Below are 18,735 nucleotides of genomic sequence, written 5' to 3' on the forward strand. Positions count from 1 at the left end.
TTTGAGAGAATGATCTCTCGATTTAATTATGAATTATGAATTGTGAAAGCTTCTCAGTGACGCTTTTAAGTAATTCAGCATTCGTAATTAATAATTATATTTGTTCCTTGAAAACTAGATAACAACTAACACATTTAAGTTTTACCGGAAAGTTTGTAAAAGCTTTTGAGTAAACTTGAGTAGTCAAGAATTCAATTCGACGTAAAATCCTTTTAACAGGTAATTTTTCGAAAGAAGCAAGAAGATCGAGGAGCCGATTGAGTCAATCACCGGAGTGTACATAAACCGTACATGAGGATGATTGAGGAATGAAGGCGACGAAGATATTCGCCGCTTATTGCGAAAAATTTAGGTTAAGTTAGAAAGGGCGCACGGTGGATGCCTTGGCACTAGGAGCCGAAGAAGGACGTGACGAACAACGATATGCCTCGGGGAGCTGTAAGTAAGCTTTGATCCGGGGATTTCCGAATGGGGGAACCCACCATCCGTAATGGGATGGTACCCATAGCTGAATACATAGGCTATGAGGAGGCAGACCTGGGGAACTGAAACATCTAAGTACCCAGAGGAAGAGAAAGAAATTATCGATTTCCTGAGTAGCGGCGAGCGAAACGGAAACAGCCCAAACCAAGGGGCTTGCCCCTTGGGGTTGTAGGACACTCTACACGGAGTTACAAAGAAACGAAGTAGACGAAGCGATCTGGAAAGGTCCGCGAAACAAGGTAACAGCCCTGTAATCGAAACTTCGTTTCCTCCAGAGTGTATCCTGAGTACGGCGGGACACGTGAAACCCCGTCGGAATCCGGGAGGACCATCTCCCAAGGCTAAATACTTCCTAGTGACCGATAGTGAACCAGTACCGTGAGGGAAAGGTGAAAAGCACCCCGGGAGGGGAGTGAAAGAGATCCTGAAACCGTGTGCCTACAAGTAGTTGGAGCCCATTTACGGGTGACAGCGTGCCTTTTGTAGAATGAACCGGCGAGTTACGATTACGTGCAAGGTTAAGCTGAAGAGGCGGAGCCGCAGCGAAAGCGAGTCTGAATAGGGCGAATGAGTACGTGGTCGTAGACCCGAAACCGTGTGATCTACCCATGTCCAGGGTGAAGTTCAGGTAACACTGAATGGAGGCCCGAACCCACGCACGTTGAAAAGTGCGGGGATGAGGTGTGGGTAGGGGTGAAATGCCAATCGAACTCGGAGATAGCTGGTTCTCCCCGAAATAGCTTTAGGGCTAGCCTCGAGGGAAGAGTATTGGAGGTAGAGCACTGATTGGACTAGGGGTCCCCACAGGATTACCGAATTCAGTCAAACTCCGAATGCCAAATACTTATCCTCGGGAGTCAGACTGCGAGTGCTAAGATCCGTAGTCAAGAGGGAAACAGCCCAGACCATCAGCTAAGGTCCCAAAGTATACGTTAAGTGGAGAAGGATGTGGAGTTGCCCAGACAACCAGGATGTTGGCTTAGAAGCAGCCACCATTTAAAGAGTGCGTAATAGCTCACTGGTCGAGTGACTCTGCGCCGAAAATGTACCGGGGCTAAACGTATCACCGAAGCTATGGATTGCGCACCTGGTGCGCAGTGGTAGGGGAGCGTTCTAAGTGCAGCGAAGTCAGACCGGAAGGACTGGTGGAGCGCTTAGAAGTGAGAATGCCGGTATGAGTAGCGAAAAGAGGGGTGAGAATCCCCTCCGTCGAAAGCCCAAGGTTTCCTGAGGAAGGCTCGTCCGCTCAGGGTAAGTCGGGACCTAAGCCGAGGCTGAAAAGCGTAGGCGATGGACAACAGGTTGAAATTCCTGTACCACCTCCTCACCGTTTGAGCAATGGGGGGACGCAGAAAGGTAGGGTAAGCGCACTGATGGATATGTGCGTCCAAGCAGTTAGGCTGAGAAGTAGGCAAATCCGCTTCTCGTGAAGGCTGAGCTGTGATGGCGAGCGAAATTTAAGTAGCGAAGTTCCTGATCCTACACTGCCAAGAAAAGCCTCTAGCGAGGTGAGAGGTGCCCGTACCGCAAACCGACACAGGTAGGCGAGAAGAGAATTCTAAGACGCTCGGGAGAACTCTCGTTAAGGAACTCGGCAAAATGACCCCGTAACTTCGGGAGAAGGGGTGCTCTGATAGGGTGTTAAAGCCCGAGAGAGCCGCAGTGAATAGATCCAAGCGACTGTTTAGCAAAAACACAGGTCTCTGCGAAGCCGCAAGGCGAAGTATAGGGGCTGACACCTGCCCGGTGCTGGAAGGTTAAGAGGAGGGGTTATCCGTAAGGAGAAGCTCTGAATTGAAGCCCCAGTAAACGGCGGCCGTAACTATAACGGTCCTAAGGTAGCGAAATTCCTTGTCGGGTAAGTTCCGACCCGCACGAATGGTGTAACGATTTGGATACTGTCTCAACGAGAGACCCGGTGAAATTATATTACCTGTGAAGATGCAGGTTACCCGCGACAGGACGGAAAGACCCCATGGAGCTTTACTGTAGCTTGATATTGGATTTTGGTACAATTTGTACAGGATAGGTAGGAGCCTGAGAACCCGGAGCGCCAGCTTCGGTGGAGGCGTCGGTGGGATACTACCCTGATTGTATTGAAATTCTAACCTAGGACCGTGATCCGGTTCGGGGACAGTGTCAGGTGGGCAGTTTGACTGGGGCGGTCGCCTCCTAAACAGTAACGGAGGCGCCCAAAGGTTCCCTCAGAATGGTTGGAAATCATTCGTAGAGTGCAAAGGCAAAAGGGAGCTTGACTGCGAGACCTACAAGTCGAGCAGGGACGAAAGTCGGGCTTAGTGATCCGGTGGTTCCGCATGGAAGGGCCATCGCTCAACGGATAAAAGCTACCCTGGGGATAACAGGCTTATCTCCCCCAAGAGTCCACATCGACGGGGAGGTTTGGCACCTCGATGTCGGCTCATCGCATCCTGGGGCTGAAGTAGGTCCCAAGGGTTGGGCTGTTCGCCCATTAAAGCGGTACGCGAGCTGGGTTCAGAACGTCGTGAGACAGTTCGGTCCCTATCCGTCGCGGGCGTAGGAAATTTGAGAGGAGCTGTCCTTAGTACGAGAGGACCGGGATGGACACACCGCTGGTGTACCAGTTGTTCCGCCAGGAGCATAGCTGGGTAGCTACGTGTGGAAGGGATAAGTGCTGAAAGCATCTAAGCATGAAGCCCCCCTCGAGATGAGATTTCCCTTGGAGTTAATCCAGTAAGACCCCTTAAAGATGATGAGGTTGATAGGTCTCGGGTGGAAGCACGGTGACGTGTGGAGCTGAGAGATACTAATCGGTCGAGGACTTATCCTATAAATAAGTTTAGAGTGATGAGTGTAGAGTTTTGAGTTGCGTGAGTAGCTCGAAGCAGTAAATACCAAATTCTAAATAAACGGATTGAATTTTACTCAAGCCTTAAATGTGTGTTATCTAGTTTTGAAGGAATGAACTTTCTTCAAATAATCTAGTAGCGATAGCGAAGAGGTCACACTCGTTCCCATGCCGAACACGACCGTTAAGCTCTTCAGCGCCGATGGTAGTTGGGGGTTTCCCCCTGTGAGAGTAGGACGTTGCTAGATAAAATCCGGAGGATTAGCTCAGCTGGGAGAGCACCTGCCTTACAAGCAGGGGGTCGGCGGTTCGAACCCGTCATCCTCCACCAAATTTTTTGCCTAAAAAAGTGGAACAAAATAACTTATCTTAATATGCCGGCCTAGCTCAATTGGTAGAGCAACTGACTTGTAATCAGTAGGTTGGGGGTTCAAGTCCTCTGGCCGGCACTCTAAGTTTCCTTTAAACAGGAGCCATTAGCTCAGTTGGTAGAGCATCTGACTTTTAATCAGAGGGTCGAAGGTTCGAATCCTTCATGGCTCACCATGTTATTTATAGTGTTAAATAACTCTTATATGCGGGTGTGGCGGAATTGGCAGACGCGCTAGACTTAGGATCTAGTGTCTTTGACGTGGGGGTTCGAGTCCCTTCACCCGCACCACAAATTTGCGGAAGTAGTTCAGTGGTAGAACACCACCTTGCCAAGGTGGGGGTCGCGAGTTCGAACCTCGTCTTCCGCTCCAATTTTATAGTCTGCTTTGCCGGGGTGGTGGAATTGGCAGACACACAGGACTTAAAATCCTGCGGTAGGTGACTATCGTGCCGGTTCAAGTCCGGCCCTCGGTACCAAATTAGCTTCCTGTAACGCTTCTTCGCAATTATGCGACGAGCAGCTTGCAACGCAGAAGCATAATTGAATATATAACTATACTAACTATAGTTATTTGCGCCCTTAGCTCAGCTGGATAGAGTGTTTGACTACGAATCAAAAGGTCGGGAGTTCGAATCTCTCAGGGCGCACCAAACCAACTACCTCGAATGAGCATCACTGCAGGTTTGCGACGAGCAAACGAAGTGGCTCAGGAGCATGTTTGGTTAGTGAAATTAATTTGTAATCTCGGGAAGTGGCTCAGCTTGGTAGAGCACCTGGTTTGGGACCAGGGGGTCGCAGGTTCAAATCCTGTCTTCCCGACCATTTATATGGGGCCTTAGCTCAGCTGGGAGAGCGCCTGCCTTGCACGCAGGAGGTCAGCGGTTCGATCCCGCTAGGCTCCACCAAAAATTATAAATAAATATTGACTTACTTATTTATAAGTGCTAAGATAGTAAAGTTGTTGTTTACACGCAATTTTACAGAAAAAAATAGTTGTTGACGATTTAATAAAAGTCTGATACAATTAAATTCTTGTCGCTAAAACGACATTAGTATTGTTCTTTGAAAACTGAACACACAGCCAAGCGAATTAAAGAGGTAGTAAAATATCTCGTCAATGTAACAAAATTTTTGAGCTATATCAAACACTTTTATGGAGAGTTTGATCCTGGCTCAGGACGAACGCTGGCGGCGTGCCTAATACATGCAAGTCGAGCGGACAATTGAGAGCTTGCTCTCAATTGTTAGCGGCGGACGGGTGAGTAACACGTGGGCAACCTGCCCTGTAGACTGGGATAACTTCGGGAAACCGAAGCTAATACCGGATAATCTTTTGAGTCACATGGCTCGAAAGTAAAAGTTGGGTTTACCTAACACTACAGGATGGGCCCGCGGCGCATTAGCTAGTTGGTAAGGTAATGGCTTACCAAGGCGACGATGCGTAGCCGACCTGAGAGGGTGATCGGCCACACTGGGACTGAGACACGGCCCAGACTCCTACGGGAGGCAGCAGTAGGGAATCTTCCGCAATGGACGAAAGTCTGACGGAGCAACGCCGCGTGAACGATGAAGGCCTTCGGGTCGTAAAGTTCTGTTGTTAGGGAAGAACAAGTACCGTTCAAATAGGGCGGTACCTTGACGGTACCTAACCAGAAAGCCACGGCTAACTACGTGCCAGCAGCCGCGGTAATACGTAGGTGGCAAGCGTTGTCCGGAATTATTGGGCGTAAAGCGCGCGCAGGCGGTCTCTTAAGTCTGATGTGAAAGCCCACGGCTCAACCGTGGAGGGTCATTGGAAACTGGGAGACTTGAGTGCAGAAGAGGAGAGTGGAATTCCATGTGTAGCGGTGAAATGCGTAGATATATGGAGGAACACCAGTGGCGAAGGCGACTCTCTGGTCTGTAACTGACGCTGAGGCGCGAAAGCGTGGGGAGCAAACAGGATTAGATACCCTGGTAGTCCACGCCGTAAACGATGAGTGCTAGGTGTTAGGGGTTTCGATGCCCTTAGTGCCGAAGTTAACACATTAAGCACTCCGCCTGGGGAGTACGACCGCAAGGTTGAAACTCAAAGGAATTGACGGGGGCCCGCACAAGCAGTGGAGCATGTGGTTTAATTCGAAGCAACGCGAAGAACCTTACCAGGTCTTGACATCCTTTGACAACCCTAGAGATAGGGCTTTCCCCTTCGGGGGACAAAGTGACAGGTGGTGCATGGTTGTCGTCAGCTCGTGTCGTGAGATGTTGGGTTAAGTCCCGCAACGAGCGCAACCCTTGATCTTAGTTGCCAGCATTCAGTTGGGCACTCTAAGGTGACTGCCGGTGACAAACCGGAGGAAGGTGGGGATGACGTCAAATCATCATGCCCCTTATGACCTGGGCTACACACGTGCTACAATGGATGGTACAAAGGGCAGCAAAACCGCGAGGTTGAGCCAATCCCATAAAGCCATTCTCAGTTCGGATTGTAGGCTGCAACTCGCCTACATGAAGCCGGAATTGCTAGTAATCGCGGATCAGCATGCCGCGGTGAATACGTTCCCGGGCCTTGTACACACCGCCCGTCACACCACGAGAGTTTGTAACACCCGAAGTCGGTGGGGTAACGCAATATGCGAGCCAGCCGCCTAAGGTGGGACAGATGATTGGGGTGAAGTCGTAACAAGGTAGCCGTATCGGAAGGTGCGGCTGGATCACCTCCTTTCTATGGAGTTAAAACTCTAGTCGATGCTTTTCTTAGGAAAAGTACGCTGACGCTGTGTTTCAGTTTTGAGAGAATGATCTCTCAATTAAATAGTTAACTGCTCAATATTCATTATTGTGCTCCTGCGGTACTCCTTGCGTCGTATCCTCGTCGCAAAGCTGCATGAAGCTAATCAATAAAGCATCACACGATGTGATTGAGGTCAGTTGCTTTGTTCCTTGAAAACTAGATAACAACTAACACATTTAAGTTTTACCGGAAAGTTTGTAAAAGCTTTTGAGTAAACTTGAGTAGTCAAGAATTCAATTCGACGTAAAATCCTTTTAACAGGTAATTTTTCGAAAGAAGCAAGAAGATCGAGGAGCCGATTGAGTCAATCACCGGAGTGTACATAAACCGTACATGAGGATGATTGAGGAATGAAGGCGACGAAGATATTCGCCGCTTATTGCGAAAAATTTAGGTTAAGTTAGAAAGGGCGCACGGTGGATGCCTTGGCACTAGGAGCCGAAGAAGGACGTGACGAACAACGATATGCCTCGGGGAGCTGTAAGTAAGCTTTGATCCGGGGATTTCCGAATGGGGGAACCCACCATCCGTAATGGGATGGTACCCATAGCTGAATACATAGGCTATGAGGAGGCAGACCTGGGGAACTGAAACATCTAAGTACCCAGAGGAAGAGAAAGAAATTATCGATTTCCTGAGTAGCGGCGAGCGAAACGGAAACAGCCCAAACCAAGGGGCTTGCCCCTTGGGGTTGTAGGACACTCTACACGGAGTTACAAAGAAACGAAGTAGACGAAGCGATCTGGAAAGGTCCGCGAAACAAGGTAACAGCCCTGTAATCGAAACTTCGTTTCCTCCAGAGTGTATCCTGAGTACGGCGGGACACGTGAAACCCCGTCGGAATCCGGGAGGACCATCTCCCAAGGCTAAATACTTCCTAGTGACCGATAGTGAACCAGTACCGTGAGGGAAAGGTGAAAAGCACCCCGGGAGGGGAGTGAAAGAGATCCTGAAACCGTGTGCCTACAAGTAGTTGGAGCCCATTTACGGGTGACAGCGTGCCTTTTGTAGAATGAACCGGCGAGTTACGATTACGTGCAAGGTTAAGCTGAAGAGGCGGAGCCGCAGCGAAAGCGAGTCTGAATAGGGCGAATGAGTACGTGGTCGTAGACCCGAAACCGTGTGATCTACCCATGTCCAGGGTGAAGTTCAGGTAACACTGAATGGAGGCCCGAACCCACGCACGTTGAAAAGTGCGGGGATGAGGTGTGGGTAGGGGTGAAATGCCAATCGAACTCGGAGATAGCTGGTTCTCCCCGAAATAGCTTTAGGGCTAGCCTCGAGGGAAGAGTATTGGAGGTAGAGCACTGATTGGACTAGGGGTCCCCACAGGATTACCGAATTCAGTCAAACTCCGAATGCCAAATACTTATCCTCGGGAGTCAGACTGCGAGTGCTAAGATCCGTAGTCAAGAGGGAAACAGCCCAGACCATCAGCTAAGGTCCCAAAGTATACGTTAAGTGGAGAAGGATGTGGAGTTGCCCAGACAACCAGGATGTTGGCTTAGAAGCAGCCACCATTTAAAGAGTGCGTAATAGCTCACTGGTCGAGTGACTCTGCGCCGAAAATGTACCGGGGCTAAACGTATCACCGAAGCTATGGATTGCGCACCTGGTGCGCAGTGGTAGGGGAGCGTTCTAAGTGCAGCGAAGTCAGACCGGAAGGACTGGTGGAGCGCTTAGAAGTGAGAATGCCGGTATGAGTAGCGAAAAGAGGGGTGAGAATCCCCTCCGTCGAAAGCCCAAGGTTTCCTGAGGAAGGCTCGTCCGCTCAGGGTAAGTCGGGACCTAAGCCGAGGCTGAAAAGCGTAGGCGATGGACAACAGGTTGAAATTCCTGTACCACCTCCTCACCGTTTGAGCAATGGGGGGACGCAGAAAGGTAGGGTAAGCGCACTGATGGATATGTGCGTCCAAGCAGTTAGGCTGAGAAGTAGGCAAATCCGCTTCTCGTGAAGGCTGAGCTGTGATGGCGAGCGAAATTTAAGTAGCGAAGTTCCTGATCCTACACTGCCAAGAAAAGCCTCTAGCGAGGTGAGAGGTGCCCGTACCGCAAACCGACACAGGTAGGCGAGAAGAGAATTCTAAGACGCTCGGGAGAACTCTCGTTAAGGAACTCGGCAAAATGACCCCGTAACTTCGGGAGAAGGGGTGCTCTGATAGGGTGTTAAAGCCCGAGAGAGCCGCAGTGAATAGATCCAAGCGACTGTTTAGCAAAAACACAGGTCTCTGCGAAGCCGCAAGGCGAAGTATAGGGGCTGACACCTGCCCGGTGCTGGAAGGTTAAGAGGAGGGGTTATCCGTAAGGAGAAGCTCTGAATTGAAGCCCCAGTAAACGGCGGCCGTAACTATAACGGTCCTAAGGTAGCGAAATTCCTTGTCGGGTAAGTTCCGACCCGCACGAATGGTGTAACGATTTGGATACTGTCTCAACGAGAGACCCGGTGAAATTATATTACCTGTGAAGATGCAGGTTACCCGCGACAGGACGGAAAGACCCCATGGAGCTTTACTGTAGCTTGATATTGGATTTTGGTACAATTTGTACAGGATAGGTAGGAGCCTGAGAACCCGGAGCGCCAGCTTCGGTGGAGGCGTCGGTGGGATACTACCCTGATTGTATTGAAATTCTAACCTAGGACCGTGATCCGGTTCGGGGACAGTGTCAGGTGGGCAGTTTGACTGGGGCGGTCGCCTCCTAAACAGTAACGGAGGCGCCCAAAGGTTCCCTCAGAATGGTTGGAAATCATTCGTAGAGTGCAAAGGCAAAAGGGAGCTTGACTGCGAGACCTACAAGTCGAGCAGGGACGAAAGTCGGGCTTAGTGATCCGGTGGTTCCGCATGGAAGGGCCATCGCTCAACGGATAAAAGCTACCCTGGGGATAACAGGCTTATCTCCCCCAAGAGTCCACATCGACGGGGAGGTTTGGCACCTCGATGTCGGCTCATCGCATCCTGGGGCTGAAGTAGGTCCCAAGGGTTGGGCTGTTCGCCCATTAAAGCGGTACGCGAGCTGGGTTCAGAACGTCGTGAGACAGTTCGGTCCCTATCCGTCGCGGGCGTAGGAAATTTGAGAGGAGCTGTCCTTAGTACGAGAGGACCGGGATGGACACACCGCTGGTGTACCAGTTGTTCCGCCAGGAGCATAGCTGGGTAGCTACGTGTGGAAGGGATAAGTGCTGAAAGCATCTAAGCATGAAGCCCCCCTCGAGATGAGATTTCCCTTGGAGTTAATCCAGTAAGACCCCTTAAAGATGATGAGGTTGATAGGTCTCGGGTGGAAGCACGGTGACGTGTGGAGCTGAGAGATACTAATCGGTCGAGGACTTATCCTATAAATAAGTTTAGAGTGATGAGTGTTGAGTTTTGAGTTGCGTGAGTAACTCGAAGCAGTAAATACCAAATTCTAAATAAACGGATTGAATTTTACTCAAGTCTTAAATGTGTGTTATCTAGTTTTGAAGGAATGAACTTTCTTCATATAATCTAGTAGCGATAGCGAAGAGGTCACACTCGTTCCCATGCCGAACACGACCGTTAAGCTCTTCAGCGCCGATGGTAGTTGGGGGTTTCCCCCTGTGAGAGTAGGACGTTGCTAGGTAAAAAAACACATCCAATTATGGATGTGTTTTTTTGTATACAAATGAAATGAGATTAGTTAGGTTAATTTTTATGTGTGCTTCTGCGGTACTCCTAGTGTCGTATCCTCGTCGCAAAGCTATATGTAGTTTAATCAAAGAAGTAACTCATGATGTGAATGAGGTAAGTTGATTCGTTGCTAGCCAAGAAAAACACATCGAATTTCGGTTGTGTTTTTTGTGTAAATACATATAAGAGATCTGTGGTTTCTGACTAGAGAAATTAAGAGGACATATGATCCTCTATTTGGTAGAACTATGAGGTTTTACTATTTTTGAGGACATACGGTACGGTACCTTATTTCCTCAGAATTCGTTAAAATACATGTCCGAATGCAATAATAAGTGATCGTATGTCCTCGAAATTTCAAAAAGGACTATATTGGCTAAGATAGGGGAACGTATGTCCACTAAATTTTAAATTTAACTTTACACAAGCCAGGGATAGCAGTTGTATTAAAACAACTGCCTAGTGTATAAGACCCCAGAATATATCCTAACTGCAAAATTACACTGCTACACGTGGTTCCGTATGATTTATACCCCACGATGGGAACGAGGTCAGTTGCTTCGTTGCTAGGTAAAAGTACTTCAAAAGGAAGACTAACAAAAATGATTTTTCCACCCTTCGGACCACCAATTCAACATACTTAAAGTTCAAATGTCCATGTAACTCTTGAAGGAATATGTTCGGTAGCTAATATAGAGTCGATTATTCGCATATGAATGAATATAAACAGTATCAATGAGCTTATTAGCATAAGTTGAACATTGTTAATTGAGTAGTGAAAATGTTTAACCTGGGCTCCAAAAAAATAAAGGTATCTTGGGCATCATCGTCGAAACTGATATATTTCCAATTATTAAAAGATTGATATCTTCTCACCTTGATACATATAGTAGAATTTACAGTTTGAGTGAGGGGTGGTAACGTGGAATATTTTAATGCATTTATAAATAATGACACAGTGACAATTATACTTCGGTTAATTTTTGCAGCCACCCTAGGTGGAGTAGTTGGGGTAGAAAGAGAGTATAATAGGCATCCAGCTGGATTTAGGACTCATTTACTCGTGTGTGTTGGTGCCTGTCTTATTATGTTGTTAGCCATGTTTGGTTTTCAGGATTTTATGGAACAAAACAAAGAGTTTGTTAATTTCGATCCATCACGTCTAGCTGCATATGTTGTAAGTGGTATAGGATTTTTAGGAGCTGGAACCATTATCGTTCAAGGAGTATCCGTACGGGGATTAACCACAGCGGCATCTATTTGGGTCGTAGCTGGCATTGGATTATCAATTGGAGTCGGAATGTATCTTGCTGGTATTTTTACCACAGGCATTGTTATTCTAAGTTTAATATTTTTAAACAAGGTAGAAGATACTTTTTTTAAGAAAAACAAACGTATTGAAGCCGTTGTCATACATGCTGAACCTCAAGATACAACACTACTATCTATTATAAATATTTTAGAAGAAAATCGAGTGACAGTAAAAAAGGTTATGGTCGAAAGGGACCACTCATCTGGGGTAGATAATTTATTGAGGTATCAATTAAAAGTCCTTTATCCAAATAAAAGTGTTAAGTTGACAACGATAGATAAGCTTTATCAATTACAACAAGTCCATAAAGTATATTCATTATAGGGATTAAATACTAACAGATGGTAATAATGAATGCTGATAGTTGATATTTTCGAAAAAATGGATATAATAAAATTAAAGTCAAAGATAGTCAAAGTCAAACAACTGCAAGAGAGGAGGGGTTTGGTGAAAAATGTTTCTGACATCATTGAACATTATTTAAAAACCATTTTAATGAAAAGTGATAGTGATTTGGTTGAAGTGAAACGCAGTGAGTTAGCAGAGCGATTTCAATGTGTTCCATCACAAATTAACTATGTTATCAGCACAAGGTTTACAGTTGAAAAAGGGTATTTAGTTGAAAGTAAACGCGGTGGTGGGGGTTTTATTAGAATTATCAAGATAAAGGCCCATAATAGTGCCGAACTTTACGAGCAAATGTTATCTCTAATAGGAGATAAAATCAGTCAAAGTAGTGCTGAGGATATTATCTATCATCTTTTTGAAGAGGATGCGATCACAAAAAGAGAAGCAAACCTCCTTCAAAGTGCAACGAATCGAACCGTGCTAAATGTACAGTTACCATATCGTGATCAGTTACGATCAAATATATTAAAAGCAATGATTTCTACTCTAAAATACAAGTATCAATAATATAGTAAAGAGGGGAGAGTTATCATGTTATGCCATGAATGTAATAAAAAAGAGGCGACATTACATTTCACAAAAATTGTTAATGGTAATAAAACTGAAATTCATTTATGTGATCAGTGTGCTAGAGAAAAAGGAGAATATATTCCAGGGTCAAACGGCTTTTCTATTCATCAGCTATTATCAGGATTATTAAACTTTGAACAAGCATTACCTAATTCTCCAAATCGCCCTCCTCAGCAAAAAGAACAAAAATGTGATAAATGTGGAATGACGCTTTATCAATTCGCACGGGCAGGTAGATTTGGGTGTGCTCAGTGTTACCAAACATTTAGTAACAAACTCGATCCAATGTTAAGAAGGGTGCATAGTGGAAACACTGCACATGTTGGCAAGGTTCCAAAACGGATTGGTAAGGACATTCAATTAAACCGACAAATCGACCAATTAAAACAGCAGTTACAACAACACATACTTAGGGAAGAGTTTGAAGAGGCAGCAAAATTAAGAGATGAAATACGCTCCTTAGAAAAACCAAGTGAACAGAGCAGGGGGAATAATTGATGTCACTAGAAAAATTTATTAGTGAGGCCATTAGTCCTTGGATGAACCATGAAGGTCCTGAGTCTGAAATTGTCCTTAGTACTCGAATTCGTCTGGCACGTAATTTAAAAGATTATTCATTCCCAATAATATCAAGTATTGATGAGGCTAATTTAGTGGTCAAACAAATTAGGGATCACTTCGTTGGTCAAAATTACGATCAAATTGGGCCTTTCGAGCTTTTAGAAATGGATGAGCTGAAGCCTAATGAAAAAAGAATTTTAGTAGAAAAGCATTTAATTAGTCCTCAATTAGCAGATGAATCAAAAAAAGGTGCAGTTTTACTAAGTGAGGACGAATCTATTAGTATTATGGTAAATGAAGAAGATCATTTACGTATTCAATGTTTATTTCCAGGTTTTCAAATTAGTGAGGGACTTGTCCTTTCAAATGGAATTGACGATTGGATTGAAGAAAATTTAACGTATGCATTTGACGAAAAAAAAGGTTATTTAACAAGTTGCCCAACGAATGTTGGAACAGGCTTACGGGCTTCTGTGATGATGCACTTACCAGCCTTAGTGCTAACAAAGCAGTTAAATAAAATTTTGCCAGCAATTAATCAATTAGGGTTAGTTGTTAGAGGAATTTATGGTGAAGGTAGCGAAGCTTTAGGTAACCTCTTTCAAATCTCAAATCAAATTACACTTGGGAAGTCAGAGGAGGATATCGTTGAAGATTTACGAGGAGTAGTTCTTCAGTTGATTCACCAGGAGAAAGCCGCAAGAGAAATGTTATTACAATCCTCTAAGCTTCAACTAGAGGATCGTGTGTATCGCTCATATGGTATTCTCACCTATGCAAGGACCATTGAGTCAAAAGAAGCCTCACAAAGGTTATCTGATGTAAGGTTAGGTATTGATTTAAATATTTTACATGATGTTTCTGCAAGCATTCTTAATGAGTTAGTCATTTTGACTCAACCTGGATTTTTACAACAATTTGCTGGTGAGATCTTATCAGCAGATCAACGTGATGAACGTAGAGCAGCATTAATTAGAGAACGATTAAAATTAGAAAAAGAGAAGTTTAACTAATATTCGGAGGTGGAGTAATAATGATGTTTGGTCGATTTACTGAAAGAGCTCAAAAGGTATTAGCGTTAGCTCAAGAAGAAGCAATTCGTCTAGGACATAACAATATTGGGACAGAGCATGTCTTATTAGGTTTAATCCGTGAAGGTGAAGGAATTGCTGCTAAAGCGCTTTTAGGTTTAGGCTTAGGATCTGACAAAATTCAGAATGAAGTTGAAACACTTATTGGAAAAGGTCAAGATGGTGCGAAAACGATTCACTACACTCCTCGAGCCAAAAAAGTTATTGAATTATCAATGGATGAAGCTAGAAAGCTAGGTCATTCGTATGTAGGAACTGAGCATATTTTATTAGGATTAATCCGCGAAGGTGAAGGTGTTGCAGCGCGTGTTTTAAACAACCTAGGTGTGAGCTTAAACAAAGCTCGTCAACAAGTGCTACAACTTTTAGGAAGTAACGAAACTTCAGGTGGCGGTCAACAAGGGAACGCTGCTTCAAATGTAAATACACCAACATTGGATAGTTTAGCTCGAGATTTAACAGCTATGGCAAAAGAAGAAGGGTTAGATCCAGTAATTGGACGTAGTAAAGAAATTGAACGAGTCATTCAGGTCCTAAGTCGCCGGACAAAAAATAATCCAGTATTAATTGGAGAACCTGGTGTTGGTAAAACAGCAATCGCAGAAGGGCTAGCGCAACAAATCATCGCTAATGAAGTTCCAGAAACATTACGTGGTAAACGCGTTATGACACTTGATATGGGTACTGTAGTAGCAGGTACCAAGTATCGTGGTGAATTTGAAGACCGTCTCAAAAAAGTGATGGATGAAATTCGCCAAGCTGGAAATGTTATTCTATTTATTGATGAGCTTCACACATTAATTGGTGCAGGTGGGGCTGAGGGAGCAATTGATGCATCAAATATCCTTAAGCCGTCATTAGCACGTGGAGAGCTTCAATGTATTGGTGCAACGACGTTAGATGAATACCGTAAATATATTGAGAAGGATGCCGCTTTAGAAAGACGCTTCCAACCAATTAGAGTTGAGGAGCCTTCTATTGAAGAGTCTATCTTAATCTTAAAGGGCTTAAGAGATCGTTACGAAGCTCACCATCGTGTTACAATTACCGACGAAGCAGTTGAAGAGTCTGTAAAGTTATCAGACCGTTACATTTCAGACCGCTTTTTACCGGATAAAGCAATTGATCTTGTAGACGAAGCTGCTTCAAAAGTACGCTTAAGATCTTATACGATCCCACCTAACTTAAAGGAACTTGAACAAAGACTTGAAGAAACTAGAAAGAAAAAGACGCTGCAGTTCAAAGTCAAGAGTTTGAAAAAGCAGCTTCCTTACGCGATAGTGAACAAAGGCTCCGAGAAGAGCTTGATGGCTTAAAGAAAGAATGGAAAGAAAAACAAGGGCAAGAAAATACAGAAGTGACAACAGAAGATATTGCTCAAGTTGTTGCTAGCTGGACGGGAATTCCGGTTTCAAAGCTTGCTGAAGAAGAAACAGAAAGATTATTAAACATGGAGTCAATTCTTCACAAACGTGTAATTGGTCAAGAAGAAGCTGTTAAGGCCATTTCAAAAGCGATTCGACGTGCAAGAGCTGGGTTAAAAGATCCTAAGCGTCCAATCGGATCATTTATCTTCTTAGGACCAACTGGTGTAGGTAAAACCGAATTAGCCCGAGCTGTAGCTGAAACGTTATTTGGGGATGAAGATGCAGTTATTCGTATTGACATGTCTGAGTACATGGAAAAGCATGCAACATCTCGCCTAGTTGGTTCTCCTCCAGGTTATGTTGGACACGATGATGGTGGACAATTAACAGAAAAGGTTAGAAGAAAACCGTACTCAGTTATTCTATTTGATGAAATTGAGAAAGCACATCCAGAAGTGTTCAACATTCTCCTTCAGGTTTTAGAAGATGGTCGCTTAACAGATTCAAAAGGGCGAACAGTTGACTTTAGAAATACAGCGGTTATTATGACCTCTAACGTAGGGGCGAGTGAGCTTAAGAGAAATAAATATCTAGGCTTCACAACTGAAACTGAAGGTCAAGAATATAAGGATATGAAAGAAAAAGTTATGGGTGAGCTTAAAAAGAGCTTCCGTCCTGAATTCTTAAACCGTATTGATGAGATTATTGTATTCCATTCTTTAGAGAAGAAGCATATTCAAGAAATTGTTTCTCTAATGGCAGATACGTTAACAAAACGCTTAAAAGAGCATGAAATTGAATTTGAATTAACAGATGCTGCAAAAGTAAAAATTGCTGATGAAGGATATGACCCTGAATACGGTGCACGTCCTCTACGCCGAGCATTACAAAAGCATGTTGAGGATCGCTTATCAGAGGAATTATTAAGAGGAACTATTCAAAAAGGACAAAAGGTAACTCTTGATGTAAAAGATAACGAATTTATAGTAATAGGGAATTCAACAACAACTACCGTTTAAGTTGTATAGCTAGGAGAATACTGCATTTTCACTGTAGTCTCCTAGCTTTTTCTTTCTTTCCTAAAGGCTTTTCATAGTTTATATAAAAGTCATATAGATGTTATAAGACATTACTGTTAGGTTTATGACTATTGATTTTTAAAGGCTACTTTCGTAAACTTTGTTGCTTATAGGTCGTCTTTTGAGAATAAATAAGCTTTTTGGGACAAGTTTATTTGTCCCAATCGCTTATTTATTCTCAAAAGCTTCACGCAAAGCGTGAAGAACCAAGCGTTCGCTTGATTACGACCTAGAAGTTAATAGCAACAATCTTTTAGAAAAGAGCCTTTTAAAAAACTCAAAAAATGTGAATAATTTTTGAGCTAGATTAAACAAAAAATAAAAGATATATATATAATAATGTATAAGGGGCAATTTCAGATACTTATATAGTACCGGCATTTATCTACATTTGACTTGAACGACAACTCAACTTTATGTAGAAAACATAGAATGGCTATTATAGTGTTTTCAGTCAGTAACTCTCTGAATGAAATCTAACAGTGTACTGTAAAATTCAATGGATTTGATAGGGGTTTAGAAATGAAAAAGAAAACAGTCTTTAGATGTTCTGATTGTGGTCATCCACATCCAAAGTGGCAAGGGAAATGTGATTCGTGCAACTCATGGAATTCGTTAGATGAAGTTATTGTCGATGCAAAAAGTCGACAGGCAAAACTAGCTCATACACTGAACAAGCTTTTGTGAAACCCAAAAAGCTCAACGAGGTACAAACGAGTAAGAGCGATAGAATTATCACTGGTATTAGTGAATTTAATCGAGTCATGGGCGGAGGAATTGTAAGAGACTCGATTACAATTCTTACTGCAAAGCCAGGAGCGGGAAAATCAACTTTGTTGCTACAAGTGGCTGAGGATGCATCTCTAAAGGGATATAAAGTTTTATATGCTTCGGGAGAAGAAAGTGAAAGCCAAATAAAAAATAGGGCGGATAGGATCCTTAATCGATCAATGGATAATATTTGGGTTGTGTCGGATACGAGTATGGATAATGTCGTATCGGCAATAAATGAGGTTGATCCAGATTTAATTATTGTTGATAGTATCCAGACATTTACTTTAGAAGAATATATGCCTTCTAGAGCCGGCTCTCCTACACAAACAATGGAGTGTGCCAATGAATTAACAAGGATTGCTAAAAGTAGCGCAAGACCTAGAGCAGTATTATTAGTTGGACAGATGAATAAAAATGAAGAGATAGCAGGTTTAAGAGCATTAGAACATCTTGTTGATACCGTATTAATCATTGATGGTGAGAGTGGCGAAGAACTCCGAGGAGTCACAGCTAGTAAAAATCGATTTGGAAGTACCGGAGAAACTTCATTTTTTTCAATGACAGAAGATGGAATGACACCAATAGAAAATCCATCTGAATATTTTATGACCCAAAGAGAAAGCAATATGGACGTTTCAGGTTGCGCGTTAACAGTAGTTCGAGAAGGTACTCGACCAATTATTGTGGAAATCGAAAGTTTAGTTGCAACAACGTTTACTCCATACCCATCAAGAATTAGTGAAAACTTAAAGAGAGAACAATTAAATACGTTAATATCAATTCTAGAACAAAGAGGCGGTATAGAGCTATTTAACAAGAATGTCGTTGTTAAATCGACGGGTGGATTACAATTAAGAGAACAATCTGTAAATCTTGCAGTGATTATGAGTATAGTATCCTCCGCAAAAGATAAAGGAATATCGAATGATACTTTGTTCATTGCCGACATTGGTTTAACAGGCGAATTAAAAAGAGTTCCATCATTAGAAACTAGGTTAAAAGAAGCAGATAGAATGGGTTTTAAAAAGGCGTACGTTGCGAAAAAGTCAATTACTAAAAAGCTTGATCTCAAAAACCTTGAGGTAATTGAGAGAAATACGTTGAATGATGTAATTACTCATGTTTTTGAACCAAGAGCAAAAAGGGGAATGCCGTTTTAGATGATTTTCAGGCTTTATGTGAGTCAATTTCATAATTACCTTAACCGAGAGCTATATCAATGTAAATGTAGTTGCCAATGTTTCTTACGCAACTAATTAGTGGCGATCATAATGAATATGACATTGATAAATGTAAATAAATTATTGAAATATAGGTATTTTCGTAATAAAAGTGAATCGTCTTACATATTTTTATCGGTACGAAGATAGTCAACTCTAAAGCAATAAAGAATGGAATTTATTTTATACACTTAATAGAAGTGGTATCATATGAATGAAAAAATTGGTAATTATATGAGGGGATTTCCTA

At 43.5% G+C, this 18,735-nt stretch carries 6 protein-coding genes, 9 tRNA genes, 5 rRNA genes and 1 pseudogene; all 21 read left to right on the plus strand.

From position 1 onward, the window contains the following. The first annotated feature begins 351 nt into the window (after window positions 1-351). The 21 genes and pseudogenes from H1D32_RS00555 (at window position 352) to H1D32_RS00655 (ending at window position 18,425) form a co-directional block, all read left to right on the plus strand. Window positions 352-3,292: ribosomal RNA gene (locus H1D32_RS00555) — 23S ribosomal RNA — on the plus strand. A 150-nt stretch (window positions 3,293-3,442) separates the two neighbouring features. Further along, window positions 3,443-3,558: ribosomal RNA gene (gene rrf, locus H1D32_RS00560) — 5S ribosomal RNA — on the plus strand. Between the two features lie 7 nt (window positions 3,559-3,565). After that, window positions 3,566-3,641: transfer RNA gene (locus H1D32_RS00565), tRNA-Val, on the plus strand. Between the two features lie 45 nt (window positions 3,642-3,686). After that, window positions 3,687-3,759: transfer RNA gene (locus H1D32_RS00570), tRNA-Thr, on the plus strand. 21 nt (window positions 3,760-3,780) lie between these two features. Next, window positions 3,781-3,856, plus strand: a tRNA-Lys gene (locus tag H1D32_RS00575). A gap of 31 nt (window positions 3,857-3,887) precedes the next feature. Then, window positions 3,888-3,971, plus strand: a tRNA-Leu gene (locus H1D32_RS00580). Between the two features lie 7 nt (window positions 3,972-3,978). Beyond that, window positions 3,979-4,053: transfer RNA gene (locus tag H1D32_RS00585), tRNA-Gly, on the plus strand. 17 nt (window positions 4,054-4,070) lie between these two features. After that, window positions 4,071-4,159 (plus strand) — tRNA-Leu (locus H1D32_RS00590). A 97-nt stretch (window positions 4,160-4,256) separates the two neighbouring features. After that, a tRNA-Arg gene (locus H1D32_RS00595) sits at window positions 4,257-4,333 on the plus strand. Between the two features lie 95 nt (window positions 4,334-4,428). Further along, window positions 4,429-4,505: transfer RNA gene (locus H1D32_RS00600), tRNA-Pro, on the plus strand. 7 nt (window positions 4,506-4,512) lie between these two features. After that, a tRNA-Ala gene (locus H1D32_RS00605) sits at window positions 4,513-4,588 on the plus strand. Window positions 4,589-4,833: 245 nt separating this feature from the next. Continuing rightward, window positions 4,834-6,387, plus strand: a 16S ribosomal RNA gene (locus H1D32_RS00610). A gap of 462 nt (window positions 6,388-6,849) precedes the next feature. Next, window positions 6,850-9,790 (plus strand): 23S ribosomal RNA (locus tag H1D32_RS00615). A 150-nt stretch (window positions 9,791-9,940) separates the two neighbouring features. Then, window positions 9,941-10,056, plus strand: a 5S ribosomal RNA gene (rrf, locus tag H1D32_RS00620). Together the 16S, 23S and 5S rRNA genes with 9 tRNA genes alongside form the textbook arrangement of a ribosomal RNA operon. A gap of 969 nt (window positions 10,057-11,025) precedes the next feature. Beyond that, on the plus strand, window positions 11,026-11,739 hold the full coding sequence (locus H1D32_RS00625; protein ID WP_261176282.1) for an MgtC/SapB family protein: 714 nt from the start codon (window positions 11,026-11,028) through the stop codon (window positions 11,737-11,739). A gap of 123 nt (window positions 11,740-11,862) precedes the next feature. Next, complete coding sequence (locus H1D32_RS00630; protein WP_261176283.1) at window positions 11,863-12,330, plus strand: CtsR family transcriptional regulator; 468 nt, start codon at window positions 11,863-11,865, stop codon at window positions 12,328-12,330. 24 nt (window positions 12,331-12,354) lie between these two features. After that, window positions 12,355-12,891, plus strand: a complete 537-nt coding sequence (mcsA, locus tag H1D32_RS00635) for a protein-arginine kinase activator protein McsA (RefSeq protein WP_261176284.1) — start codon at window positions 12,355-12,357, stop codon at window positions 12,889-12,891. Beyond that, entirely contained in the window at window positions 12,891-13,967 is a 1,077-nt protein-coding gene (gene mcsB / locus H1D32_RS00640) for a protein-arginine kinase McsB (RefSeq protein WP_261176285.1), read from the plus strand. The genes mcsA and mcsB overlap by 1 nt, the downstream gene beginning before the upstream one ends. A 20-nt stretch (window positions 13,968-13,987) precedes the next feature. Next, window positions 13,988-16,431: pseudogene (gene clpC, locus H1D32_RS00645) on the plus strand (ATP-dependent protease ATP-binding subunit ClpC). Between the two features lie 582 nt (window positions 16,432-17,013). Continuing rightward, window positions 17,014-17,178, plus strand: a complete 165-nt coding sequence (locus H1D32_RS00650) for a hypothetical protein (RefSeq protein ID WP_261176286.1) — start codon at window positions 17,014-17,016, stop codon at window positions 17,176-17,178. Beyond that, window positions 17,175-18,425: a DNA repair protein RadA gene (locus H1D32_RS00655; RefSeq protein WP_261176287.1), complete on the plus strand. Its 1,251-nt coding sequence runs from the start codon at window positions 17,175-17,177 to the stop codon at window positions 18,423-18,425. Before H1D32_RS00650 ends, H1D32_RS00655 begins: the two co-directional genes overlap by 4 nt. The last annotated feature ends 310 nt before the right edge of the window (window positions 18,426-18,735 follow it).

The sequence above is a fragment of the Anaerobacillus sp. CMMVII genome (genome assembly GCF_025377685.1).
Classification (GTDB): domain Bacteria; phylum Bacillota; class Bacilli; order Bacillales; family Anaerobacillaceae; genus Anaerobacillus.